The sequence below is a fragment of the Pseudomonas sp. NPDC089996 genome (assembly GCF_044748405.1).
Lineage (GTDB): Bacteria > Pseudomonadota > Gammaproteobacteria > Pseudomonadales > Pseudomonadaceae > Aquipseudomonas.
On record NZ_JBIVGA010000007.1, the window covers coordinates 211,700 to 237,445 of the forward strand.

The 25,746-nt window shown below is 62.1% G+C and carries 21 protein-coding genes and 1 pseudogene; 6 read left to right on the forward strand and 16 right to left on the reverse strand.

What is annotated here, in order from left to right; genetic code table 11:
• Positions 1-685 precede the first annotated feature (685 nt).
• Positions 686-3,907, forward strand: a complete 3,222-nt coding sequence (gene rne / locus ACIPW4_RS14680) for a ribonuclease E (RefSeq protein WP_400658927.1) — start codon at positions 686-688, stop codon at positions 3,905-3,907.
• Positions 3,908-4,093: 186 nt separating this feature from the next.
• Here rne and murB read toward each other — a convergent pair whose 3' ends face one another.
• The 8 genes from murB to ACIPW4_RS14720 form a co-directional block, all read right to left on the reverse strand.
• A complete protein-coding gene (murB, locus tag ACIPW4_RS14685; RefSeq protein ID WP_400658929.1) occupies positions 4,094-5,113 on the reverse strand; it encodes a UDP-N-acetylmuramate dehydrogenase in 1,020 nt (339 codons plus the stop codon).
• On the reverse strand, positions 5,110-5,574 hold the full coding sequence (locus ACIPW4_RS14690) for a low molecular weight protein-tyrosine-phosphatase (RefSeq protein ID WP_400658931.1): 465 nt from the start codon (positions 5,572-5,574) through the stop codon (positions 5,110-5,112). Before ACIPW4_RS14690 ends, murB begins: the two co-directional genes overlap by 4 nt.
• The gene (kdsB, locus tag ACIPW4_RS14695) at positions 5,574-6,338 is read right to left on the reverse strand and encodes a 3-deoxy-manno-octulosonate cytidylyltransferase (RefSeq protein WP_400658933.1); all 765 of its coding nucleotides are present in this window, start codon (positions 6,336-6,338) and stop codon (positions 5,574-5,576) included. Before kdsB ends, ACIPW4_RS14690 begins: the two co-directional genes overlap by 1 nt.
• Positions 6,335-6,520, reverse strand: coding sequence for a Trm112 family protein (locus tag ACIPW4_RS14700; RefSeq protein ID WP_003247142.1), 186 nt, complete (start codon positions 6,518-6,520; stop codon positions 6,335-6,337). The genes kdsB and ACIPW4_RS14700 overlap by 4 nt, the downstream gene beginning before the upstream one ends.
• 43 nt (positions 6,521-6,563) lie before the next feature.
• Positions 6,564-7,565, reverse strand: a complete 1,002-nt coding sequence (gene lpxK / locus ACIPW4_RS14705) for a tetraacyldisaccharide 4'-kinase (RefSeq protein WP_400658934.1) — start codon at positions 7,563-7,565, stop codon at positions 6,564-6,566.
• Positions 7,565-7,999, reverse strand: coding sequence for a biopolymer transporter ExbD (locus ACIPW4_RS14710; protein ID WP_176507636.1), 435 nt, complete (start codon positions 7,997-7,999; stop codon positions 7,565-7,567). The genes lpxK and ACIPW4_RS14710 overlap by 1 nt, the downstream gene beginning before the upstream one ends.
• A complete protein-coding gene (locus ACIPW4_RS14715; RefSeq protein ID WP_400658935.1) occupies positions 7,996-8,631 on the reverse strand; it encodes a MotA/TolQ/ExbB proton channel family protein in 636 nt (211 codons plus the stop codon). The genes ACIPW4_RS14710 and ACIPW4_RS14715 overlap by 4 nt, the downstream gene beginning before the upstream one ends.
• 351 nt (positions 8,632-8,982) lie before the next feature.
• Positions 8,983-11,190 carry a DNA internalization-related competence protein ComEC/Rec2 gene (locus tag ACIPW4_RS14720; RefSeq protein WP_400658937.1) on the reverse strand — a complete coding sequence of 736 codons (2,208 nt, stop codon included), beginning with the start codon at positions 11,188-11,190 and terminating at the stop codon, positions 8,983-8,985.
• 142 nt (positions 11,191-11,332) lie between these two features.
• On the opposite strand from ACIPW4_RS14720, the pseudogene ACIPW4_RS14725 reads away from it, so the two are divergent.
• Positions 11,333-11,839, forward strand: a pseudogene (locus tag ACIPW4_RS14725) (DUF2062 domain-containing protein); the annotation flags it as partial.
• A 9-nt stretch (positions 11,840-11,848) separates the two neighbouring features.
• Here ACIPW4_RS14725 and ACIPW4_RS14730 read toward each other — a convergent pair.
• The 3 genes from ACIPW4_RS14730 to ACIPW4_RS14740 form a co-directional block, all read right to left on the reverse strand.
• Positions 11,849-12,628: an ABC transporter permease gene (locus ACIPW4_RS14730; RefSeq protein WP_400658938.1), complete on the reverse strand. Its 780-nt coding sequence runs from the start codon at positions 12,626-12,628 to the stop codon at positions 11,849-11,851.
• Positions 12,625-13,557, reverse strand: coding sequence for an ABC transporter ATP-binding protein (locus ACIPW4_RS14735; RefSeq protein WP_400658939.1), 933 nt, complete (start codon positions 13,555-13,557; stop codon positions 12,625-12,627). Before ACIPW4_RS14735 ends, ACIPW4_RS14730 begins: the two co-directional genes overlap by 4 nt.
• A 133-nt stretch (positions 13,558-13,690) precedes the next feature.
• Positions 13,691-14,314, reverse strand: coding sequence for a glutathione S-transferase (locus tag ACIPW4_RS14740; RefSeq protein ID WP_400658941.1), 624 nt, complete (start codon positions 14,312-14,314; stop codon positions 13,691-13,693).
• Positions 14,315-14,598: 284 nt separating this feature from the next.
• Between ACIPW4_RS14740 and ACIPW4_RS14745 the strand changes: the two genes are divergently transcribed.
• On the forward strand, positions 14,599-17,046 hold the full coding sequence (locus tag ACIPW4_RS14745; protein WP_400658943.1) for an acyl-CoA dehydrogenase: 2,448 nt from the start codon (positions 14,599-14,601) through the stop codon (positions 17,044-17,046).
• Between the two features lie 99 nt (positions 17,047-17,145).
• On the opposite strand, the gene ACIPW4_RS14750 is transcribed toward ACIPW4_RS14745, so the two are convergent.
• Entirely contained in the window at positions 17,146-17,568 is a 423-nt protein-coding gene (locus ACIPW4_RS14750; RefSeq protein ID WP_400658945.1) for a hypothetical protein, read from the reverse strand.
• Positions 17,569-17,889: 321 nt separating this feature from the next.
• Between ACIPW4_RS14750 and ACIPW4_RS14755 the strand changes: the two genes are divergently transcribed.
• The 3 genes from ACIPW4_RS14755 to ACIPW4_RS14765 all read left to right on the forward strand — a co-directional run bounded on the left by ACIPW4_RS14755 (position 17,890) and on the right by ACIPW4_RS14765 (position 19,828).
• Entirely contained in the window at positions 17,890-18,300 is a 411-nt protein-coding gene (locus ACIPW4_RS14755) for a PA2817 family protein (RefSeq protein ID WP_400658947.1), read from the forward strand.
• A gap of 176 nt (positions 18,301-18,476) precedes the next feature.
• Positions 18,477-19,016 carry a fimbrial protein gene (locus ACIPW4_RS14760; protein ID WP_400658949.1) on the forward strand — a complete coding sequence of 180 codons (540 nt, stop codon included), beginning with the start codon at positions 18,477-18,479 and terminating at the stop codon, positions 19,014-19,016.
• Positions 19,017-19,087: 71 nt separating this feature from the next.
• Entirely contained in the window at positions 19,088-19,828 is a 741-nt protein-coding gene (locus ACIPW4_RS14765) for a molecular chaperone (protein WP_400658950.1), read from the forward strand.
• Between the two features lie 7 nt (positions 19,829-19,835).
• Here ACIPW4_RS14765 and ACIPW4_RS14770 read toward each other — a convergent pair whose 3' ends face one another.
• The 4 genes from ACIPW4_RS14770 to ACIPW4_RS14785 all read right to left on the reverse strand — a co-directional run bounded on the left by ACIPW4_RS14770 (position 19,836) and on the right by ACIPW4_RS14785 (position 25,713).
• Positions 19,836-21,320: a hypothetical protein gene (locus ACIPW4_RS14770; protein WP_400658951.1), complete on the reverse strand. Its 1,485-nt coding sequence runs from the start codon at positions 21,318-21,320 to the stop codon at positions 19,836-19,838.
• A 65-nt stretch (positions 21,321-21,385) separates the two neighbouring features.
• Positions 21,386-23,575 carry an autotransporter outer membrane beta-barrel domain-containing protein gene (locus ACIPW4_RS14775; RefSeq protein ID WP_400659155.1) on the reverse strand — a complete coding sequence of 730 codons (2,190 nt, stop codon included), beginning with the start codon at positions 23,573-23,575 and terminating at the stop codon, positions 21,386-21,388.
• 147 nt (positions 23,576-23,722) lie between these two features.
• On the reverse strand, positions 23,723-24,466 hold the full coding sequence (locus ACIPW4_RS14780) for a hypothetical protein (RefSeq protein ID WP_400658952.1): 744 nt from the start codon (positions 24,464-24,466) through the stop codon (positions 23,723-23,725).
• Positions 24,424-25,713 (reverse strand): hypothetical protein, encoded by a 1,290-nt coding sequence (locus tag ACIPW4_RS14785; RefSeq protein ID WP_400658953.1) that lies wholly within the window; start codon positions 25,711-25,713, stop codon positions 24,424-24,426. The genes ACIPW4_RS14780 and ACIPW4_RS14785 overlap by 43 nt, the downstream gene beginning before the upstream one ends.
• Positions 25,714-25,746: the final 33 nt, after the last annotated feature.

Below are 25,746 nucleotides of genomic sequence, written 5' to 3' on the forward strand. Positions count from 1 at the left end.
CTGAGCAGTTCTCCAGGACGCGAGGCCGTCCTACGGGGTTTTCGCCAGTTTACCGAATTGCCTGGAATCGCCACCAGCGCTGTGTAGAGAAGACCGAAAAAAAACGACAAGTGTGGTTTTTTACCTGCTTCCCGATTCTTTTCGCAGCACCTCTGCCCGCCCCCGTCGCTTCCACGCAACGCAAGGCGAATGCTTCGGAAATACCTGCCTTGGATATGTAATGGCGCCAGCTTCCCGTTCGAAGCTGGCGAAAAATGCAACCCGTTGCGGATTCAGCGCGCGGCAGCACCCGAATTATCAGGGATACGTGCAGGGTGGAGATGCACAGCCCTCGGACCGTGTAGCACCGCGTCCGGCCACCGGCCCACTGAATGGCCGGCGAGCGGATAAGGTCCTGAACAGATGCCTCCGGGCGTCCACGGCTGACGGTTGATTCCTCCTCCTGACTGAGTGCACGAGGCCCGCCTGGTTGATTCGGATACCCATTCGAAGCCACCGGGGCCTGGTAGGCACCGCAGCAAACAGGACGCGTCGTCGCGACAACGGCAGGCTGGGCAACCGGCTGGTGCCGAACGTTGCTCGACACGGGGGTGGCCCGGCCACCCTTTGCGCACCTTGGCACCGACCATGAGAAGTCGTGTGTGCCGAACGCCGTTTCCGGCAGCCCGGAAACCGACGGTACAACATGAAAAGAATGCTGATTAACGCAACTCAACCCGAAGAGTTGCGTGTAGCCCTGGTGGACGGCCAACGCCTGTACGACCTGGACATCGAGTCCGGTGCGCGCGAGCAGAAAAAGGCCAACATCTACAAAGGCAAGATCACCCGGATCGAGCCCAGCCTCGAAGCCGCCTTCGTCGACTTCGGCTCCGAACGTCACGGCTTCCTGCCGCTGAAGGAAATCTCCCGCGAATACTTCAAGAAAGCCCCTGAAGGCCGGGTCAACATCAAGGAAGTCCTGAGCGAAGGCCAGGAAGTCATCGTCCAGGTCGAGAAGGAAGAGCGCGGCAACAAAGGCGCCGCCCTGACCACCTTCATCAGCCTGGCCGGCCGTTACCTGGTGCTGATGCCCAACAACCCGCGCGCCGGTGGCATTTCCCGCCGCATCGAAGGCGAAGAGCGCAACGAACTGCGCGAAGCCCTGAACGGCCTGACCGTGCCGGGCGATATGGGCCTGATCGTGCGCACTGCCGGCCTTGGCCGCAGCAGCGAAGAAATGCAGTGGGACCTCGACTACCTGCTGCAGCTGTGGACCGCCATCAAGGAAGCGTCCCTGGACCGCGCCGCACCGTTCCTGATCTACCAGGAAAGCAACGTCATCATCCGCGCCATCCGCGACTACCTGCGCCAGGACATCGGCGAAGTGCTGATCGACAGCATCGATGCCCAGGAAGAAGCCCTGACCTTCATCCGCCAGGTGATGCCGCAGTACGCCAGCAAGGTCAAGCTGTACGAAGACAGCGTCCCGCTGTTCAACCGCTTCCAGATCGAAAGCCAGATCGAGACCGCCTTCCAGCGCGTCGTCGACCTGCCGTCCGGCGGCTCGATCGTGATCGACCCGACCGAGGCACTGGTCTCCATCGACATCAACTCGGCGCGCGCCACCAAGGGCAGCGACATCGAGGAAACCGCACTGCAGACCAACCTGGAAGCGGCTGAAGAAATCGCCCGCCAGCTGCGCCTGCGTGATATCGGTGGCCTGATCGTCATCGACTTCATCGACATGACCCCGGCGAAGAACCAGCGCGCCGTCGAAGAGCGCGTGCGTGAATGCCTGGAAGCAGACCGCGCCCGCGTCCAGGTTGGCCGCATCTCGCGTTTCGGCCTGCTGGAGATGTCCCGTCAACGCCTGCGCCCGTCGCTGGGCGAAAGCAGTGGCATCGTCTGCCCACGCTGCTCCGGCACCGGCATCATCCGTGACGTCGAATCGCTGTCGCTGGCCATCCTGCGCCTGATCGAAGAAGAAGCCCTGAAAGACCGCACTGCCGAAGTACGCGCCCAGGTGCCGATCCCGGTCGCGGCCTTCCTGCTCAACGAGAAGCGCAACTCGATCACCAAGATCGAACTGCGTACCCGCGCGCGCATCATCATTCTGCCGAACGACCACCTGGAAACCCCGCACTTCGAAGTCCAGCGCCTGCGCGACGACAACCCAGAAGTGCTGAACAACCAGTCCAGCTATGAAATCGCCGCCTCCGAAACCGAAGAAGCGCCGCAGCCGACCGCCACCCGCACCCTGGTCCGCCAGGAAGCTGCGGTGAAGACCGCCCCGGCCCGCACCAACGCCCCGGCTCCGAGCGCCGAGCAAGAGCAGCCTCAGCCTGCCGCGCCGGTAGCCCCTGCGCCAAGCGCACCTGAGCCAAGCCTGTTCAAGGGCCTGGTGAAGTCGCTGGTCAGCCTGTTCGCCGGCAAGGAAGAACCTGCCGCTGCGCCGGTTGTTGCTGCCGCCGAGAAGCCGACTGCCGAGCGCGGTGCGCGCAACGAAGAGCGCCGCAACGGCCGCCAGCAAAGCCGCAACCGCAACGGCCGCCGCGACGAAGAACGCAAACCGCGCGAAGAACGTGCCGAGCGCGCCCCGCGTGAAGAGCGTCAACCACGCGAAGAACGCGCCCCTCGCGAGGAGCGTGCGCCACGCGAAGAACGCGCACCTCGCGAAGAGCGCGCTCCACGTGAAGAACGTGCTCCTCGCCAGCCACGCGAAGACCGCCGTGGCAACCGTGGCGAAGAGCGCGTACGTGAGCTGCGTGAGCCACTGGACGCCACCCCACCAGCCGAACGCGAAGAGCGCCAGCCACGTGAAGAACGTGCTCCGCGCGAAGAGCGCGCGCCGCGAGAGCGCACCCCTCGCGAAGAACGTGCTCCCCGTGAAGAGCGTGCCCCTCGCGAAGAACGCGCCCCACGTGAAGAGCGTGCTCCTCGCGAAGAACGCCAGCCTCGCCCACCGCGCGAAGAGCGTCAGCCACGCCCAGCCGAACAGCCTGTTGAACAGGCTGCCGAGCTCGCCGAAGAGCAACTGCCGAACGAAGAGCTGCTGCAAGACGAACAGGAAGGTAGCGATGACGAGCGTCCGCGTCGTCGCTCCCGTGGCCAGCGTCGCCGCAGCAACCGTCGTGAGCGTCAGCGCAATGCCAATGGCGAGCTGATCGAAGGCAGCGACGAAGAAGGCAGCGATGAACAGCCGCAACAGCACCAGGCCACCGAGCTTGGCGCCGAACTGGCTGCCGGCCTTGCCGTCACCGCTGCTGTCGCCAGCAGCCACATCAGCGCCGATGCCGAGGCGCAGGCCAACCAGCAGGCTGAACGCGCCAGCGCCGAAGCCATCACCGTCAACACCGAAGTCGCCCAGCCGACCGAGCAGGCTGAAGTGGCTGCTCAAGCCGAGGAAGCTGCCATCGCCCCGGTGGTCGAGCAGCCTGTCAGCGAGCCGGTCGCCGTGGTCGAAGCCGGCATCGAGCCAGTGGTCGAAGTCGTACCGCAGCCCGTGGTTGAAGAAGCCCCTGCCGCCGAGCCTGCAGTGGTTGCCCAAGCCCCGGTCGAGGCCCCTGCTGCCGTAGTCGAGGCCGTCGAAGCGCCAGTGGTCGAGGGTGGTGAAGCCGAGAAAGCTCAGGTTGTAGCCGAAGAAGCCCCGGTTGCCGAGCAGCCAGTCGCTGTCGTCGAAGCCCAGCCAGAAGTAGCGGTAGAACCTGTCGCTGCCGAAGCGGCCCCGGCTGTTGTCGAGCCAGCCCCGGTAGAAGCCCCGGCAACCGTCGAAGCCGCTACCATCATGCTGCCAAACGGCCGTGCGCCGAACGACCCACGTGAAGTGCGTCGCCGCAAGCGTGAAGCCGAGGCTGCTGCCAAAGCTGCCCAGGAAGCTGCCGAGCCCGCGCTGGAAACCGCCGATGAGCACAAGCCTCATCACGGTTGATAGCCAAGGCTGAATGAAAAAGCCCCGCCAGTGCGAACTGGCGGGGCTTTTTCTTGGCTATCTGTTTGTCAGCACCGGCCTCTTCGCGGGCAAGCCCGCTCCCACAGAATCACCACAGGGACTGAATGCTGCACCCTACCTGTGGGAGCGGGCTTGCCCGCGAAGAGGCCGGGACAGGCGATGCAATCAGTAAAGGTTGGGCTCCATCTCCAGCTCCACCCCGAACCGCTCCAGGATATCCGCCTGGATTCGCTGCGCCAGCGCATGCAGCTGCGCCCCGCTCGCCTGGCCATAGTTGACCAGCACCAGCGACTGCAACCGATGCACTCCGGCATCGCCCTCGCGATAGCCTTTCCAGCCCGCCTGCTCGATCAACCAGCCCGCCGCCAGTTTCACCTGGCCGTCAGCCTGGGGATAAGCGACCACACCCGGATGCTGAGCGCGGATACGCTCTACCCGCTCAGCGGACACCACCGGGTTCTTGAAGAAGCTTCCCGCGTTACCCAGCTCGGCCGGGTCCGGCAGTTTCTCGCGACGAATGCTGCAAATGGCGTCACTGATCGCCTGTGCACTCGCTTGCTCGACACCCTGCTCCACCAGACGCTGGCGCACTGGCCCGTAATCCAGGTGGGCGCGCAACGTGCGGCTCAAGGCAAAACGCACACGCAGGATCAACCAGCGCCCGGGGTTGCGCTTGAACACGCTGTCGCGGTAACCGAAGGCACACGCCTCCAGGCCAAAATCACGTAGCTCACCGGTCTCCCGGTCCAGCGCAGTCAGCCCGGCGAACACATCCTTGATCTCGACCCCATAGGCGCCAACGTTCTGCATCGGCGCAGCGCCTACGGTACCGGGGATCAGGCTGAGGTTTTCCAGCCCACAACAGCCTTGCGCCAACGACCATTGCACGAACGGGTGCCAGGGTTCGCCGGCCTCTGCCTCGACAACTACCCGCTCACCGTCATCACTCAGCACGCACCGACCACGGCTGGCCATGTGCAGCACCAGCGCGTCGATATCGCGGGTCAGCAGCAGGTTGCTGCCACCGCCGATCACCTGTACCGGCAATGCACGCTGGCGCGCCTGGGCCAGCGCCTCGCGCACCTCGTCATCGTTGTGTACCTGGACGAAATACCGGGCCTTCACGTCGATGCCGAAGGTGTTGTAAGGCTTTAGCGAGACGCGCTCCTGCCAAACCACTGTCATAGGCGCCCCTTGATTTCCACGACCAGCTCGCGGCACGCCGCTTCGATCAGGTCGAGCACCTGTTCGAAGCCCTCGGCACCGCCATAGTAAGGGTCCGGCACTTCGTCCAGGGCCGCACCATAGCGGCGCAGGAACAGGTCGAGCTCGCCTGCGGCGCTGTGCGGGCGCATGGCGCGCAGATGGCCAAGGTTGCTCTCATCCATGGCCAGGATCAGGTCGTACTCGGCGAAATGCGCCGGCTTTACCTGCTGGGCACGCTGGCGCGACAAGTCATAACCACGCACCAACGCGGCCTTGCAGGTGCGGCTGTCCGGGGCCTTGCCGACGTGCCAGTCGCCGGTACCGGCAGATGCCACGTGTACCTGCTCGGCCAGGCCGGCCGCCTGCAACTGATGGCGCAGCACACCTTCAGCGGTGGGCGAGCGGCAGATATTGCCGAGGCAGACGAACAGGACGCGCATCAGGCCTCCAGCAAGCGCCGAACGCGCTCAAGGTCTTCAGGAGTATCGACACCCACGGCGGGCGCCTCGATGGCGTCCTCGACGTGGATACGCACGCCATGCCACAGCGCACGCAACTGCTCCAGGGCCTCGGTCTGCTCGAGCCAGCATGGGCCCCAGCTGACGAAGTCCTGCAGGAAGCCGACGCGGTAGGCGTACATGCCGATGTGGCGGCGGTATGGCACGCCTTGCGGCAATGCATTGCGGTCCTTGGCAAAGGCATCGCGGGCCCACGGCAGCGGCGCACGGCTGAAGCTCAGGGCCAGGCCGTTCTTGTCGCTGACCACCTTGACCGCATTGGGGTTGAATACGGTGTCCGGCTCATGGATCGGCTCGGCGAGGGTGGCGATACCTGCCTCCGGGTGGGCAGCCAGGTTGGCGGCCACCTGGTCGATGATCACCGGCGGGATCAACGGCTCGTCACCTTGCACGTTGACCACGATGGCATCAGCCGGCAGGCCGAGGTGCGCGGCCACTTCGGCCAGGCGGTCGGTGCCCGATTCATGGTCGGCGCGGGTCATCAGCACTTCGGCACCAAAGGCCTGGCAGGCTTCGAGGATGCTGGCGTCATCGGTGGCGATGACCACACGACCGGCGCCGCTCTTGCGCGCCTGCTCCCAGACATGCTGGACCATCGGCTTGCCGGCAATCGCCAGCAACGGCTTGCCCGGCAGGCGCGTGGAGCGCAGCCGGGCGGGAATGACCACGGTGAAGTTCACGCTCATTTGTCCAGACGCTCGTCGTCGGTCAGGGTACGCGCCTCGCTTTCCAGCATCACCGGGATGCCGTCGCGGATCGGGTAGGCCAGGCCCGCGCCCTTGCTGATCAGCTCGGTCTTGTCGGCACTGAGCTTGAGCGGGCCCTTGGTGATCGGGCAGGCCAGGATATCGAGCAGTTTGGTGTCCATGGAAGCGTCCTTGAGGCCAGTTGGCCGGAAAATGAAGAAGGGCTCAGGGCTTGCGCAGCAAGCGCTGCAGCTGGCTGTCGAACCAGGCGCCGAACGCTGGCGTGGGCTGTGCCTCGACAGCCAGGTACCACCAGTCATCAGCCGCGAAGGCCCGGCATTTCACCGCATCCTTTTCGGTCATGACCAGCGGCAGCGCCGGGCTGAACGCCAGGCTTTCGGCGCTGAACTGCGCATGGTCGGCAAAGGGATGCGGCACCGGCTGCCAGTTTAGCCCCAGCAGGGTATTGAAGAAACGTTGCGGGTTACCGATACCGGCCACCGCATGCAGACGCTGGCCTGCCGGGAAAAGGTCGAGTTCGCGGCGTTCGCCGCTGCGCAGGTTGACCAGGGCCGACGGCTGCAGGCAGAAACCAAAACCGTCCGCGCGGTCGCCATCGGCGCCGTTGTACAGCACGGCATCCGCCTCCAGCAGGCGCTCACGTGGCTCGCGCAGCGGGCCGGCGGGCAGGCAGCGGCCATTGCCGAGGCCGCGGGCGGCATCGATCAGCACCAGTTCAAGGTCACGGGCCAGGCGGTAGTGCTGCATGCCGTCGTCGCACAGGATCAGGTCCAGCGGCTCGCTGGCCAGCAGTGCCTGCACCGCAGCGGAGCGGTCAGGGTCGATCATCAGTGGCACGCCGGTGCGCTGGACGATCAGCAGGGGCTCGTCCCCGGCCTGTTCGGCCGGCTGGCTCGCTTCTACCCGCCACGGGTAGTGTGGCGGCTTGGCACCGTAGCCACGGCTGACCACGCCAACCTTGAGGCCCTGGCGGCGGCAATGCTCGATCAGCCAGAGGATCATCGGTGTCTTGCCGGTGCCGCCCACAGTGATGTTGCCCACCACGATGATCGGCACCGGCGCCCGATAGCTGGCACTTTCGCCGCTGAGAAACCGCGCGCGCTTGCGCATTACCACGCGCCGGTACAACGCCTCGAGCGGGCGCAGCAGCGCCAGGGCCGGATGCCCGGCGTACCAGGCGGCGAGCAGGCGGTCGGCAAGCGCCATCAAGGTGTCCCCTGGGCGGCCTCGACGGTGGTCATGCGCAGGTGGCTGAAACCGAGCTTGCCGGCGGCATCCATTGCAGTGATCACGGCCTGGTGTGGGGTCTTGCCGTCGGCACTGATGGCCAGCGGCAGCTTGTTGTCGCCACCCGACTCGCGCTCGATTGCCTCGGTCAGGGTCGCCAGGTCGCTCTTGGGCAGCAGGTGGTTGTTCACCGAATACACGCCATCGGCGCTAATGGTGACTTCCACCAGCTTGCCCTGGTCCGCCGGCGGCTGCTCGGCGCTGGCCGCTTCGGGCAGCTCGACACGCAACTGGGTCTCGCGGGTGAACGTAGTGGTGACCACGAAGAACAGCAGCAAGACAAACACCACATCGATCAGCGATGCGAGGTTGATGTCGACGTTCTCCCGCTGGCGATTGCGCCGGAACTTCACGCCTTGTCTCCGGCCACTTCCACTTCGCGGTCGCCCTGGATCACTTCCACCAGCTTGATCGCCTCCTGCTCCATGCCCACTACCAGCTCGTCGATGCGGCGCAGCAGGAAGCGATGGAAGAACACCGCCGGGATACCGACCATCAGGCCGGCTGCGGTGGTGACCAGGGCCTTGGAGATACCGCCGGCCAGCACGGCGGCGTTGGCGGTCATCTGCGAGCCCATGAAGGCGCTGAAGATGTCGATCATGCCCAGCACGGTGCCCAGCAGGCCGAGCAGCGGCGCCATGGCAGCGATGGTGCCGAGGGCACTGATGTAGCGTTCGAGATCGTGGATGACGCGGGAGGCGGCTTCTTCGATGCACTCTTTCATGATCTCGCGGCCATGGCGCGAATTGGCCAGGCCCGCAGCCAGAATCTCGCCCAGCGGCGAATCGGCGCGCAGGGCCTTGAGCTTGTCACTGGTGAGTTGCTTGTCCTTGATCCACATCCACACCTGGCCCAGCAGGTGTGGCGGGGTGACACGACTGGCGCGCAGCGTCCACAGGCGCTCGGCGACGATAGCCATGGCGGCGATGGAACTCAGAATGATCGGTAGCATCATCCAACCACCGGACTTGACCAATTCCCACACAGTAAACGCCCCTTTGGAAAAAGGCCGCCACTCTAACATATGAGCGGCGGTGGCTCATCTGCCGGAGGTCAGGGAAATGGGGTTGGGGTTTTTCAGGGGAGAGGGAGGGCTTAAAGGTGGCTGTCACCACATTTTCAGCGCCTATGAGATCGAGCGCCGCCCGCGCGGCGCATCGCGACCAAGGTCGCTCCTACATCTGTTTCGGGCCAGTGCCTCCTGTGCCGCCAACAGGGCCCGCCTTGTTGGCATGGCGATGCAAGTCGGTGGACGCTGATGCCGCTCCACCTGTCTCCAGTCATGCACCAGGGCGGTCCATGTTGGCTTCATAGGCATGCACCTGCCAGCCCCACCTCACCGCCCCCGCCAGAACCGCCGCTGCCCACGAACACCCTGGACCTCACCCTGCCCCCCCAACACCAGCCGCAAAGCCCCTTCAACCGCCGTGTCATGCACCACCACCCCATACCGCCGATAGCGCTCGATCACCTGCACATGCGGGTGCCCGAAGCTGTTGTTGCGCCCCCGCGAAATCAGCACCCCACGCGGTGCCGTGGCGCGGATGAAGGCCTCGCTGGAAGAACTGCGGCTGCCATGGTGCGGGGCCTGCAACCAGTCGATATCAGGCGCTTCGGTGTCCGCCAGCCAAGCCCGCTCGGCCCCGGCCTCCATATCCCCCGCCAGCAGCAACCGCTCGCCTTGCGCTTCGACCATCAGCACACAAGAGCGGTCGTTGCTGCTTTGCCCGCCCCCCCAGCGCCACAGCGAAAACTGCACGCCATCCCACGTCCATCGCTCGCCACTGGCACAAGGTTGCAACTGAACACCATCCAGCGCTTCACCCCCCATCGCCCGCCCGACCGGCACGCCGCGCAGAATGGCCGCAGCGCCGCCCGCATGGTCGGCATGGGCATGACTGATCAGCATCAGGTCCACGCGACCCACCCCAAGCTTGTGCAGGGTCGGCAACACCACCCGCTCGCCCAGGTCGGTTTCGCCCCTGGCGGGCCCAGCGTCGTACAGCACGGTGTGATGCCGCGTGCGCAACAACACCGCCAACCCTTGGCCCACGTCCAGATGCCAGACCTCGACCTGCCCATGAGGCACCGACTCCCGTGGCACCCAGAGGGCCAGCAGCATGACCCCACCCAGACCGCGCAGCGGCACACCACGGGGCAGCAACAGCAGCAGCGCCCCGACACATACCAGCAACCAGGCCCATACCGGCAGTGCAGGCGGCACCCACACCGGCCGCCACTGCGCGATCAAGGCAAGCAGGCCGAAAAGCATGTCCAGCAAGCCACCCGCAACCCAGAGCAAACCCTCACCTACACTCGCCAGCGGTAGCAACAGCGCACCAAGCAATGCCAGTGGCAACACCGCCAGGCTGATCCAGGGCACCGCCAGCAGGTTCGCCGCAGGCGCACTCAGGCTGACCGGCAGCCCTGTGGCCAACAGCACTGGCAGCAGGCCGATGGCGATTACCCACTGGGCCCGCGTCCACGCCTGCCAGGGGCGCCAGCCGCCAAGCCGTGCGGCAAAGCTGTAGATGAGAATCGCCACCGCCGCGAACGACAGCCAGAAACCGGGCAGCAACGCCGCCAAGGGTTCGGCCAGCAACACCAGGTTCAACGCCAGCAATAGCGGAAACACCGCCCCCAACTGACGAAAGCGCAGGCGCCACAGCAGCACGACCGCCAGCATCAGGCAGGCGCGCTGCACCGGCACCCCTGCGCCGGCCAGCCAGCCGTAGCCCAGCGCCGCCGCCAGCGCCAGGCCGCACGCCCACGGCAACCAGGGCCAACCCTGGGGCCAGAGCCCCCACCGCGCCAGGCCCGCAACCACGGCATACAACAAGCCCGCGACCAGACTGATGTGTTGCCCGGAAATCACCAGCAAGTGCACCGTGCCAGTGGCCTGCAACGTTTGCCACTGCTCACGGCCCAAGCCCGCCCCGTCGCCGAGCACCAAGGCGACCAATGCCGCTTCTTGCCCCTGAGCATCGACCTCGAGCAGGCGCTGGCGCAGCGCATCGCGCCAACCTGGGGCGACCGCATAGGTCAGCTGGCCCGCCTTTACCGTACCCGTGGCACCGATGCGCCGGGCCAACAGCTGCGCTTCACGGTCCGGGCCATGAGGGTTCAGCAAGCCGGCCGGGCGCTGCAAGGTGGCTGCCACGCGCCACTGCTCGCCGGCCCGTATGGCCGGGCCATCGAACCAGCTCAGTTGCAGGCGCCGGGGCAGTTCGGCGCGACGCGACTGCGGCTGTTCCAGCTCGAAACGCACACCCTGCACGGTGCGCGTCGGCAGCCCGACCACCCGGCCCTCCAGCCACAGCGTACGACCGTCCAGGCCAGGCTCCAGCCGATCATCCAACGCCCATTGCGCCGACCCGCAGGCCCAGCACAGCCCGAGTACAAAACAGCCCACCGGCCAAGCTCGTGTAAACAGGCAAACCAGTCCGACAAGCAGCAGCATCGATAGCCATCCGACCGATGGCAACGCCGGTAGAAAACCCAGGCACAACAGCCCGAGCGCGAGCGCAAACATCCCTGTGCGCATGAGGTAGAGCTCCAGAAGCAGAATCGCTTACTGAGGCATAGCCGAAAAGCCGGGATTGCCCGCTCAACAATTGTCACAAACTCTAAACGAGGCTGAACGCGAATAGAGGCATACTGCCCGGGTCCACGCTCCGGGAGCCTACATGCCGCGCCGACTCTTCAAACGCTACATGCCGGACCCGACCAGCATTCGGGAACACAAGTCCTTACGCTTTTTCGGCAAGTTGCTCCACGACCCGAACCTCTGGCACCTGAACCGCCACTCGGTGGCGCGGGCCATGGGCGTTGGCCTGTTTGCGGCGCTGATCCCGATGCCGGCGCAGATGCTGCTGGCTGCGGCGCTGGCCATTCCGCTGCGCGGCAACCTGCCGATTGCGGTCAGCCTGGTCTGGCTGACCAACCCGCTGACCATGCCGCCGGTGTTCTTCGTCACCTACATGACCGGCGCCTGGCTGATGCAGGTACCACCCCGCACCCTGCCCGACGAACTGACCTTCCAGTGGATCACCGACCAGCTGTCGACGCTGTGGCAACCCTTCCTGCTCGGTTCGCTGGTGTGCGGCGTGGTGCTGGGCATCCTTGGCTACTTCACCACCATGCTCTACTGGCGCTGGTGGGTGGGCCGGCAGTGGCGTCGGCGCCAATGCCGGTGCAAGGCCTCAGGCACGCATGCCGCGGCCGCTGACCAGCAGGCGAACGCACAGCATGTAGAGCACTGCGGTGGCCACCAGCATGAAGGTGATCGCCGTGCCGATACTGATGTCCGACACCCCTAGGATGCCGTAGCGGAACGAGTTGACCATGTGCAGCACCGGGTTGGCCAGCGACACGGTCTGCCAGAACGGCGGCAACAGGTTGATCGAGTAGAACACCCCGCCCAGGTAGGTCAGCGGCGTCAGCACGAAAGTCGGGATGATCGAGATATCGTCGAAGTTGCGTGCGAACACCGCATTGACGAAGCCCAGCAGCGAAAAGATGGTCGCCGTCAGCAGCACCACGACCACAGTCACGCCCAGGTGATGCACCTGCAGATGGGTGAAGAACATCGACAGGATGGTGACGATAACCCCCACCGCCAGGCCGCGCAGCACACCGCCCAGCACATACCCCACCAGAATGGTGTGTGGCGACACCGGCGACACCATCAGCTCTTCGATCGAGCGCTGGAACTTGCTGCCGAAGAAGCTCGACACCACGTTGCCGTAGGAGTTGGTGATCACCGACATCATGATCAGCCCCGGCACGATGTACTGCATGTAGGTGAAACCGCCCATGTCGCCGATCTGCCGGCCGATCAGGTTACCGAAGATGACGAAGTACAGGACCATGGTGATCGCCGGCGGCAGCAGGGTCTGCGGCCAGATGCGCAGGAAGCGCCGTACTTCGCGGTAGACGATGGTGTTCAGGGCGACCCAGTTGGTGCGCAGTTCCACACTCATACGGCCACCTTCGACAGGTTCTTTTCCACCAGGGACACGAACAGCTCCTCGAGTCGGTTGGTCTTGTTGCGCAGGCTCTGCACTTCGATGTTCTGCAGCGCCAGCTGGCCGAACAGCGCGGTGATGCCGATGTCTTTTTCCACCTGCACTTCCAGGGTGTGCGGGGTCAGCAGCCGACACGGGTAGCCCTGCAGCACAGGGGCATTAGGCAGGTCCTGCTTGAGGTCGAGCACGAACGTTTCGACATGCAGCTTGCCAAGCAACTGGCGCATGCTGGTGTTCTCGACGATGGTGCCGTGGTCGATGATGCCGATGTTACGGCACAGCTGCTCGGCCTCTTCCAGGTAATGGGTGGTGAGGATGATGGTGATGCCCTTCTGGTTGAGCTCGGTGAGGAAGCTCCACATCGAGCGGCGCAGCTCGATGTCCACACCGGCAGTGGGCTCGTCGAGGATCAGCAGGCGCGGCTCGTGGATCAGCGCACGGGCGATCATCAACCGCCGCTTCATGCCGCCGGACAGCGAGCGCGACTGCACGTCACGCTTGTCCCACAGCCCCAGCTGGGTCAGGTACTGCTCGGCACGTTCCTTCGCCAGCTTGGGCGGGATACCGTAGTAGCCGGCCTGGGTGACGACGATGTCGAAGGTTTTCTCGAACTGGTTGAAGTTGAACTCCTGCGGCACCACGCCCAGGCAGCGCTTGAGCGCCGAGGGCTCGCGGTCCAGGTCGTGGCCGAACACGTTGACCACGCCGCTGGTCTTGTTGACCAGGGTCGAGAGGATGCCGATGGTGGTGGACTTGCCGGCGCCGTTGGGGCCGAGCAAGGCGAAGAAGTCGCCTTCGGCGACGTCCAGGTCAATCCCCTTGAGGGCCTGGAAGCCGTTGCCGTAGGTCTTGGTCAGCTGTCGGATGGACAGGGCGGAACTCATAGCGGGTCATTTACCGAAGAAGAAGGTGCAGGACACGCCAGGGCAGATCACTGGCGCAGTGAGTGCGGCCATGGTGCAAGGCCAGGCCGCACAAGTACAGTCACATGTATTGATAATGACTATCGAAGCAAGGTCAGGTCAGCGCGGTCATCACCGCGGCCTGGTAGGCAGGGCGTGCCTTCAGGCGTTCGTACCAGGCTTCCAGGTTATGCATGGCCGGGCGCTCGATGGGCATTTCGAACCAGGCGTAGACGAAGCTGCCCAGTGGGATGTCTCCCATGCCGATCTGGTCACCGGACAGGTACGGCTGGGTGGCCAGGGTTGCATCTGCCATGGCCAGCAGCTCGGCACATTGCTTGTGCGCGGCATTGATTGCCACCCAGTCGCGCTGGTCTTCCGGGGTGCGCAGCAAGCCCCAGAACAACGGGCGGAACGGCGCGGCGAAGGACGAGGTGGTCCAGTCCATCCACTTGTCGGCCAGGGCGCGCTGGCGTGGGTCTTCCAGGTACCAGCCCTGCTCGGCGCCGTATTCGGCGCACAGGTAGCGGACGATGGCGTTGGACTCCCACAGGGTCAGGTCGCCGTCTTCGAGCATCGGCACCAGGCCGTTGGGGTTGCGGGCGCGGTAGTGCGGCTCGTTGACCACGCCAAAGGCACCACCGGCGTCGATCGACTCGAAGTCCAGGCCCAGTTCGTGGGCGATCCACAGTGCCTTGCGTACATTGCTCGAATTCTTGCGGCCCCAGATCTTCAGCATGACGACGTCCTTATGAATGCGGGAGGGTGGCACAGTCTACTCCAGAGTTTTATCGCCTGTACCGGCCTCTTCGCGGGTAAACCCGCTCCTGCAGGGATGCGCAGAATCAGAAGGCTGTGTTGATCGTGTGGGAGCGGATTTACCCGCGACGATGCCGGCACAGGCGAACACTGCACTGAAACTCCTACTGCCACACCCTGTCACTGTTTTGAACCTGCCGTTCACAACGATGCGTCTAAGCTATCCGGGACGGCTCAAGCCCTTGGTTCCAAGGAGGACCGATTATGTTGCTGTTGTGGTTGGTGGTGCTGGTAATCGGCGCGGCGTATCTCACCCACCGGCGCCTGGCGCCCTTGCAGATTCTCGGCGCCATCGCAGCCTACGTGCTGCTGATGGGCATCTTCAGCAGCGCGCCCGGCTGGCTGTTGGCGCTGATCTGGATCGTGCTGGCGCTGAAGGTCGGCCTGGTGGCGCTGCCAGACTGGCGCCGCAAGGTATTCACCGGGCGCGTGTTCAGCTGGTTCCAGCGTACCCTGCCACCCATGTCGCAGACCGAGCGCGAAGCCATTGACGCCGGCACCGTGTGGTGGGATGGCGAGCTGTTCAGCGGCCGCCCGGACTGGCGCACATTACTCAGCTACCCGGCACCGAAGCTGACCGAGGAGGAACAGGTTTTCATTGACGGCCCGACCGAGGAACTGTGCGCCATGGTCAGCGACTGGCAGATTGGCCAGGACATGGACCTGCCTCCCGAGGCTTGGGCGCACATCAAGCAGAACGGATTTTTCGCCCTGATCATCCCCAAGGAATATGGCGGCAAAGGCTTCAGCGCCTATGCCCACTCCCAGGTCGCCATGAAACTGGCCACCCGCAGCGGTGACCTGGCGTCGACCGTGATGGTGCCCAACTCCCTCGGCCCGGCCGAACTGCTGCTGCACTACGGCACCGACGAACAACGCAACCACTACCTGCCACGCCTGGCCCGTGGCGACGAGATCCCCTGCTTCGCCCTCACCGGCCCGCTGGCCGGCTCCGACGCAGGCGCCATGCCCGACACCGGGGTCATCTGCAAAGGCCAGTGGCAGGGCGAGGAAGTCCTCGGTCTGCGCCTGAACTGGGAAAAGCGCTATATCACCCTGGGCCCGGTCGCCACCCTCCTCGGCTTGGCCTTCAAGGCCTATGACCCTGACCATCTGCTGGGCGAGAACGAAGAGCTGGGCATCAGCCTGGCGCTGATCCCCACCGACACCCCTGGTGTGGAAATCGGCAAGCGCCACCTGCCGCTGGGCGCAGCCTTCATGAACGGCCCCAACAGCGGCAAGGACGTGTTCGTGCCGCTGAGCTTCCTCATCGGCGGCCAGGCCATGCTCGGCAAAGGCTGGATGATGCTGATGAACTGCCTGTCGGTTGGTCGCTCCATCTCACTGCCAGCGGTGGGCACCGGCGCGGCCAAGTACACCAGCCTGGTCACCGGCCAGTACGCCAACATCCGCGAGCAGTTCAACGTCCCACTGGCGGCCTTCGAGGGCATTCAGGAATCGCTGGCACGCATCGGCGGCAACGCCTGGCTGATGGACAGCGCCCGGCTGCTGACCGCCAAGGCCGTCGACCTGGGCGAGAAGCCCTCGGTGCTGTCGGCGATCCTCAAGTACCACCTGACCGAGCGTGGCCGCGAATGCATCCAGCACGCCATGGACGTGCATGGCGGCAAGGGCATCATCATGGGCCCCAACAACTACCTGGGCCGCAACTGGCAAGGGGCGCCGATCTTCATCACCGTGGAGGGCGCGAACATCCTTTCGCGCAACCTGATGATCTTCGGCCAGGGCGCGATCCGTTGCCATCCGTTCGTGCTCAGGGAAATGGCCCTGGCTGGCCGCCAGGACCACGACCAAGCACTGCGCGAATTCGACGACCTGCTGATGAAACACATCATGTTCGCCGCCGGCAATGCGGCCAGCACGTTCATTCACGGCATCGGCCTCGGCCGCCTGCAGAAGGTGCCCGGCGATGCCTTGAGCCAGGGGTATTTCCATGCACTGAACCGCCAGGCCGCGGCGTTTGCCATGCTGGCCGACCTGTCGATGATGCTGCTCGGCGGGGCGCTCAAGCGCCGCGAACGCCTCAGTGCGCGGCTGGGTGACGTGTTGAGCTACCTTTACCTCTCCAGCGCTGCACTCAAGCGCTATCACGATCTGGGTTCGCCAGAGCACATGCGCCCGCTGCTGCGCTGGGCGATGGAAGAAAGCCTCGGCCAGGCAGAGACAGCCCTGGACCGGCTGCTCGACAACTTCCCCAATCGCTTCGTGGGCTGCGCGCTGCGAGTGCTGGTGTTTCCGTTCGGCCGCCGACACACCGGGCCAAGCGATGAACTGGATGCCGAGGTGGCGGCCTTGATAGGGCGCAACAAAGGCGATCCGGCATTGGAAGAATTGCTGGCAGGCTGTTTCCGGCCGACGGCCGACAGCGACCCGGTTGCGGCGCTGCAAAGAGCATGTGAGTTGCTGGATGCCGCAGTGCCGGTGCGCCAGGCGCTGCATCAGGCAGTCAAGAAAGGCCAGGTTCGAGTGGCTCCCGGGCAATCGGCTATCGATGCGGCAGCCGAACATGGGATAGTACAACCCGTTGACGCGCAGCGATTGCGTGACGCGGAGCAGGCACGTCGCAAGGTGATCGATGTGGACGCGTTCGACAAGGAGCAGCTACTGCCGCAAGCAGGCAAAGTGCGCTGATTGATGACCCTCCAGGTGCGGCTCGTCGTCAAGGCTGGCCGTCACGCACTTGGTGGTTCAAGCGTGACGCGCACCTGCAGTCCCGTGTTTCAGTTTGGCTCACTCGCTGGGTGGCGATTTTGAAACGCTAATCACGCAATGTATTAAGGAGGGTAAATCGTCGCCACCGGATGGACCGTCCATTTTGTCAATCATTTTCAAGCCAAGGGCCTCATTGATAAAATCGCCAGGTGAATAACTATTGAGCAGATAGCTGTATTCGGTACGGTTAAGCGACGTGGGGTTATGAGTGCTGAGTAGAACGATATAAGAAACCGCTCCTGTTATCGGGTATACATAGTAAAAACTGATGGTCGAGGCAGATGGAATGTCGCTCATCTCGATTAAACTGTAGTCGGTGGTAACTGTCTTCGCGTCCTGCTTGCCACTTCCTTCTGCCGGCACAGTGAACGCACTGTTTTTGTTTTCGGGCGCCCAGAAGATGATCGAACCGCTCTGCTTTGGGGTGTTGTCCTTTTCCATGATGCTGACCTCGCTCGGAATATTGTATATCTTCGACAGCGACCGCCACCTGCACAGGCCGCGTCGTTGTTCTGGCTTGAATCTAAATCAACGCGGGCCTGCGCGCACCTGGCAGAACTGCTAGTTAGAGATGCATCATGGGCAGACAGATTGGCGTTGATTCTGGTGTGCAAAACTGGGGCTCGCCCTCTTTTCGCGCATAACTTTCTTACGCTGACAGACACATGCACTGCGAGGTGCTCTGAACTGGACGACCTTCCACACCAGGTGCAAAACCGGCGTATACTCCTGCCCCGCTTAAATCACCCCAAGGATCACCCCATGGCCAATCCCCACCTGGAGTACCACCTGCAACTGCTGAACCACCTGCGCACCATCCTGGTGGCGCTGGGTGAGGCCGAGCAGGTATCGGAGGAAAGCCACGCCCTGTTCCTCGAGCGTTTTGACGAATTGCTTACCCTGCTGCCGCAAGACCCGCTGCAGAGTCAGTATCTGGGCCAGGACCTGATGTGCCAGGTGATCCAGCGCTACCCGCAAATTGCCCACCTGCTACCGCGCGATCTGTTGTGGTTCTTCGGCGGCGACTGCCTGCACTTCATGCCTGACCAGGAGCTGGACCTGTACCAGCAGCTGGAAGAGCGCCGTTACGAGGCCGAGCAAAACGGCGAAGCATTTGACTGGCACCAGCAGAAGCAGTTGCTGGGCCAAGCTGGCGGTAACACGCAACACTGAGCCTGCACGCCGAACAATTCGACCGACCGGCGTGGTGCGCCGCGCGCCCGGTTGTGTCCGGTCTTCCCGCATAGGCTGTGGGGTTATCCTACAGCCCCGAAACGCCGCCCGGAATATCCTGCCGACCGAGCATGGTCATGCATGCTCGAACGCTTCCCAACATCAGGATATAGCTAATGAAACGCACCATTATCGCCCTCGCCATGGGCCTGGCGAGCACTGCAACATTTGCAAACACCGGCAACATCAACTTCCACGGCACCATCACCCCAGGTGGCACCTGCCCTATCGAGGTGGTGGAACCGGGCACTGGCGGCGGCATCCTGCCCCGCGTAGTGGTCGGGAGCTATCACCCAAGCTACTTCGAAACCATAGGCAAACGGACACGCCATATTCCGTTCGCCCTGCGCGTTACCCCAGACGGTAGTTGCACCATCAATCCAAGCGAAGAAGGCTATGTCACCTTCTCGGCGATCTACGGGCCTGAGGGTACCGACCTCTATTCACTGCGCCCGGGCGGCGCTAGCGGGCTGGCACTCGCCATCCAGGATAAAAGCCTGACGAACCTGGCACCGGACCAGGAATCGGCTGCCTACGCACTCGACACTACCAAACCCACCGACATGCTGTTCTACGCCATGTATCAGTCCACCGCAGCGAACGTAACTGAAGGCGACGCGGCATCGGAAGTAACTTTCTCGGTAGAGATCAAGTAATACGTTGCGCTCCAGGCACTTCTGCGGACGCACCTGGAGCCCCCTGCAAAATGCAGCAAAGAGACATGCCCATGCCCCGCCCCACCTCCATTGCCTCCGGGCTTGCCCTGGCAATCGGCACCTGCCTTGCCTTACTCATCCAAGCCAGTGCCCACGCTGCACTCACCATCAGTTCAACTCGAGTCATCCAGCCCAGCGACCGGCAAAGCACCAGCATCGTGGTCGCCAACCCCAGCCAGCGCCCCTATGCGGCGCAGGCCTGGATCAATACAGAGGCAGATGACAACACCACCGCGGTGCCCTTGATCGCCACACCTGCATTGTTTCGCATCGATCCGGCCGGCGAACAGACGGTGCAGTTCAACCGCCTGCCCAACGACCTGCCCCAGGACCGTGAATCGGTGTTCTACTTCAACCTGCAGGAAATACCCCAGGCGGACGACACACCGAACAATACCCTGACCATCGCCCTGCGCACCCGCATCAAGGTCTTCTACCGCCCAATCCAGCTCAAAGGTCGCCCACAAGACGACCTGCAGAACCTGGACTGGTCAGTGCAAACACTCGAAGGCAAGCCTCACCTGGTAGTGGACAACCCCTCCCCTTACTACTTCACCTTCAACCAGTTGACCCTGCGCAGCGCCAAGGGCAGCGAGAAAATCGATGCCAGAAAGATGGCCATCCCCATGGGCAGGCAAACCTACCCCCTCAAAAACGCAACCGCGCAGGACGGCCTGAAGGTCGAGTTCACGACCATCAATGACTACGGTGGCCTCACGCCCGAACTGTCCCGATCGGTGGAGCGTCGGTGAAGGTCGCTCACGCAATGAGTTTAGGGCTGTAGCGCGGAAATTCGACCCACGTCGTACCGTCGTCGAAACTGGTCTCGACATGAAACGTGAACGTCTCGCCACGCCGGAGCGTTGCAAGGAAGGCTTTGGGCAGGGTCACATCCTTGTTCGCGCCAATGCCCTGCCTCACTTGTGCCTCTGTCACCCTATGGGCGGTTAGGACATTGCAAGGAGGAGCATCTGCCCCGCTCTGTAGCACGCCCGTTACCGTGATATTGACCCGCTGCCCCACGGCAATGCCCCTCCACGTACCCAGGCTGACAGGCACCCGCTCTGGCGCCGCGCCCAGGCTGAACCCGTTTGAATCGGCCCCCTCCAGCTTTACCAAGGGCAACCCACCTTTATCGAATTCGGTCACTTTCAGGCTACACGGCATGCCGGGAAAATCGTCTTTTCCATCACGCACCCAATACCCCACTTCCAGCGTGCGCTTGCTGTATGCCAACACACTACGCTCTGGAATCAGAAACCGGTCATCCGTTCCCTCCTCCGGCTCTGACGTGGTGTAATAACCATGATCACCCGGCACCCCCCACTGCACGGAGATCACCTCGTCCGGGTAGACAACTGCATCTGCCGGCACGATCACCACCAAGGGGGCTACATAATCATCCAGCTTCAGCGACAGATCCCCCCCGGCACCGCTAGCCTGGGGCACGATAAGCCACGGCAGGTTTCTGGGAATGGGCTCGGCGTCGACTTCCAGCACAGCTGGCCTGGAGCGCGCACTTACGTTACCCGCCCGGTCGCGAATCTGGTAATGGACATAGCGCTGGCCATCGCCACGTTTTCTGATTTCATCACCATCAATTGGCAAGTAGATCGTCTGGTCAAGCGCCTCCCTGGTGACAGTGAGTTCCCCCATCAAGTCGTTGGCAAATGGCTGGTCATCCCAGTAATAACTGATCACATCGCCAACACTGGGCCTTTCGTAGGGTGGCAACTCAGCGAGCAAGATGTTTTCATGCTTCTCCAGATAGCGCGCTGTCACACCCTCACGCGTGACCTCTTCATCAAACAGCAAAAGCCCCTCATCGCCTCCCAATACCGGAGACACCCTGTCTATTGTCAAAGTCAAAGACCGGGAGGCTGTAATAACGCCATTGTAACTCTGCACCTGGTAAGTAACTGCTACAGAACCATGCTGCAAGACAGAAACCGGGGCCTCTACAAACAGTTCATCTTCAGGGATGGCAGCTTCCCAGCGCTTTTCATCCACCTGCGTGTCGTCCCAGTACAGCCATAGCACTTCGGGAGTGGTTGGGGTCGGGTTGGAGATTGGCCACATCGGCACCTCAATCCTGACGGGCTTATCCAGAATCGAAAGCGGCAACAGGCCTGACTCGCCACCTGGGATATCCGGTAGCGCCATCGGTGCCATCGGTGGCTCCAGTTGATTAGCCCCAAATACGCCAGGCCAACGCGCACGCAGCCAGTTTTGAATAATGCGCATCACAGCATCCTCACTTTGTGCCACCCACAAAAAAGGAAGGCTCGGGCCTTCCTTTTGTTTGTTACCTACCAGCTGTAGTGAAGCCCCACGTTCGCGCCCCAAGGCTGCTCGATTTTCTCCCCATTGGCGTAATCGAAGTCGGCATGCAACTGCATGCGCTCATTCAAACTGATGGCCACCCCCATGCCCATTTCGGCCCGAGAGCCCGACAAGTCGTTATCGAACCGATGGTCATTGACCTTCACTTCATTACTGCGAATGAACTCATGGGCATAGGCAAGCCGTACATAGGGCTGTACTTGCTGTCCATTATCAAGTTGCAGCGTACGCCCCACGGTTGCCCCCGCCTTGCCCAGCACGGACCGCGTGTCGTCACCGCGCGCTTGCAGGCCATTGTCCAGGTCATAGTCCTTACCCTGGATCGAAACCGCGGACCACTGGGTGAAGGGCTCTATGTAATAACCTTGGCCAAGGTCGATGTTGCGTCCGAACTCTGCAGATACCCCAACGCCCAGGTTGTTGAAATCGCCTTTGCTACGCTTGCCGTCACTGAGCTCGACCTTGGCGCTGTTATCGAAGCGGTTAGCCTTTACCACGCCATCGAAGTAATAGCCGCTTTGAGCATCCAGCCAGGTAGCATAGAGCCCGAGGTAGTAACTTTTGACCTCGGCAGAACTCCCGCGAATCAGGTCGAGATCTGACGAACTATGACCCGCCATTACGCCGACCAGCCACTGACCACCCCCCACCGGCAACGGCGCGTCGGCACCGATCGAGAAGCCACGTTGAACCTGGCTGTAAGGGCTGCCGGCACTGTCCGATACGTTGTACTTGTTACCGTAGGCCCTGACCCAAGCACCGGATTTACGCTCATCCAGGCGCAACTCGCCCATGCGGCTGCGCAACGTGGTCAACTCGCCGTACCACACGGTGGGGGCGGTGTTGAACAGCGCCAACGCTGAAGCGGTGCCCGGGCTGATGACCTTGCGCGAGCCGTCAAGGTACCAATCGCCACCTTGCTGGACCAATTCGTACGAGAATGCCCCCAGATCCACCGCGCCGTTGGGTAAAGAGAAACTGGCATCACCTGCCGCCGCATGCACCAGGTGGATCTGGTTTTCAGTCTGCGGGTCCGCGCCACTGCTGCTCACCAGCAGGCTATGACTGCCAGTGGCGTTACCCACTTCCAGGAAGTCGGACTCGCCAGTACTGAAATCGGCATCCATGACGAAAGTGCCGTTGCCGGCCAACGTGCCAAGCGTGAGCCGCTGATACTGCGCAGGCTCCCCAAAGTTGACCACGCCGCCATTCAGCGCCAGGCTACCGACCTGGCTGTCCTCCACCATGTTCCAGCGGGCCTGGTTGTTCAACGTCAACCCGGCCACATTCTGCAGCCTGCCGGTCAGGCTGGCCTGGTGGTCCAGCGTCAGCGAGGCCGTAGAACCCGCCTCTGCACGTACATCGCCTACCAGATGGCTGCTGTCTACGGTCATGGTGGCTTCGGAACCGCCTACCACGTCCAGCAAGATGCCATTGCTTGCCACCAGGCTGGAACCACCAGCAACGATGATTTCCGCTTTGGCCGGGCCGATCAAGGCGTTACCCACCACAATTGCCGAACCGTCCTGGCCTTCAACTGTGGTCCCCACCAAAGTCACCTTTGCAGGCCCCGTGAAAGCGGGATCGGCAAGCACAAGCAAACCGTCGCTGGCCCCCACGATCGAACTGTCTTGCGCGCTCAGTTCGGCATTGCCAAACAACTGCGCTGCTGCTGCAGTTCCACTACCCACCAAGGTGCTGCGTTGCAGGGTCAAACCCGAGGCAGCAGACACCAGCGCGCCTGCAGCGCCCCCCTCGACATAGCTGTCTGAAACCAGAGCCGAAGAGCCGGCAGTGTCACTGCGCTGCAAGCGCAAGCCAAAACGGTTACTGACCACTCGCGAATCACCAGCCACACTGGCCGATGCACCTGAGACCAGCGCAATGCCATCAGCCCCAGTTGCCTCGATCGTGCTTGCTTGCATGTTCAATTGTGCCCCAGCGCCTACATTTATTTCACGCATCGACGCCCCCGTCGCATTGAGCCGGGCGTTGGCGTTCAGGCGGTAACTGTCAAGCGGAACAGTATTGTCGATATCACGCGTGCCATCGACGACAGTCACTGCCACGGCAACGGGGCTGGCCAAGAGTAATAACGGCGCCAGGCGCACTGCTTGAGCCATTGGGCTTAGCAAGAGTTTGCGCACATTCTTCATCGACTTCATGACCTCTCTTATGTCGAATTATCAAGCAATCACCGACAAGATTACCGAGAGATTTCCCATAACTCTGTAGGAAAACCCCTCAAGCAATGCGTGAAGATCTCAGCAGACAAAAACTGGCCAGCTTCTTTCAAACTCCGCTCAGGGCCGAAGCGGACAGCTACCCGCGGCGTCATGCATGGAAACTATTTGTTCCACCTGTTCTGAGGTGATGGCTGTGCCGTCCAGATCAAAACTGTAAGTCACACGCCCACGCCCCTCATGCAGCGTGGCGTTATAGTTGAAAATTGGAAGAATGTAGTCGGTGTAAGGTTGCACACGCCATACCAGTTGATCGAGATCAGCCTCTGCAAGCACGACCGGGTCGTCGAATACCGTGTCGTCGATTATTGCTTCACCCTCAAACCCATGTACGGCATACCAGTGAAAGGTCACTGTATCCCCAACCTTCAAACCGTAGCGACGCAGGTCTTTCACCAGAACCCGGATTGCCGGGTCCAGCGGGCTGGGGTTTGCATCATCGTACAAGGCGTTGCACGTCAGCCACCCGACAGGATTACTGGTATTCCCCCCCAGGAATTCAGGTGCATCCGGACGCAAGACGATTGCTTCAACCTCGACAATGGTTGGCGTCGATTTGGCGCGGTTGGGCACATCCGGACGCTCAACCACATAATGCAGCGGAACACTTCCGTTATTCCTGGCATCGATATAGGCCCACGGAATAGTTTCTGCTATTTCATTATCAATCTCCGCCGCCACAACCGTATGGTCAGCTTCTTCTATGTGCACATCTTCCCAATAAAATCTGATTACGTCATTTTCTTTCAGGGTTGCATCGACTACCACTTTGACAGCAGCATCTTCCCCCTCATCAGCCGGCACCAGCTTATTCTTGATATCTGATTTACCATAAACTTCAGCCTTGGATTGACCGGGTCCGGCCATTCAGGATCAACAATGGGATCGACAGGCCCCACGACTTCCAGGTTGACGTTTACATCAATTGCCTTGTCGCCCTGAGGAACGGTACCACGGCGCACTGCATAACTGACATTGGTTACCCTGTCCCCCGTGCTCGCTGCACCATACTGTTCCCACAATTGCGCCCCCGACAGGGTAAATTCAAGTGGAAATCTCGGGGCATTACCCACCTCTCGCCACCCCAACGCCAGCGTACCCCAGGTAACTTCCACCCAATCCGTAGGTTTGCAGTTCTCGAATGATGGAACTTGCACCACGACCCCGGTCCAGGCGTCTTCCTGATCAATCAGGCCATCAGCCGCCAATGGCACTACCGGATCCTGCAGCCCGCCAGGCAGGGGGCCTATCGCCACGCCCACAGCCAAAGGCATTGACAGCCTGCTGATATTACCGGCTTTGTCCACCAGCACATAAAGCACATAGACGCCGCCATCCCCGACCGCCTCGATTTCGGCCCTGGGCACCGTCAATGATTTCGGTAAGGCATCGACCGTATCTGTGACAACGTGCACAACCAGGCCCGGATCATCAGGTACATGGTTTAACCAATAGACATAGACCTTGTCACCTGCTGCATAGGTATCGTAATCCGGCAAGGTGACAATAACCGTATCAATATTATTATCGGTGACATCATAACCCAGCGCAGGCATGGCCACAGGTACAATATTGCCATACGGCGGCACGCGGTCAAATATCAAATTCAGTGTTTCAGACTCTGTCGCTGGCGAACCGTTGAACGGAAGCACCTTGTAACTAAAGACCTGCAAACCATCCACCCAACTCTCGATCTGCTCTTTACTTATCGTAACCGTCAACGGAAAAGAGTCAACATCCGACCCGGTGTACTGTTCACTTGAGAGTAATGTTTGTGTACCGTTCGCGCTTGCGTGGTAGATCTCTAGAGTATCAAAGAAGCCAGGTGGCGTGGACACCAGCGATGGCCAAGCTTCAATGGTCATATCAAGAGACCTGGAAGCATCAGTCAACACCGCGCTGAACACCGTACCATCGAGGGGGTCCGCCAGCAGGGCCGCGTTTATGCCCGGCTTTTGAAGCGCATCGACATTCAGCCTTGTTGCCCGATCACGCCTTACTTCCTGACGCGTTTTCTCAGCACTTGCATAGGGTCTGCCTTGTTTGCTCATGGTCTCACCTGTCGTGGCCGATGCCAATTATAA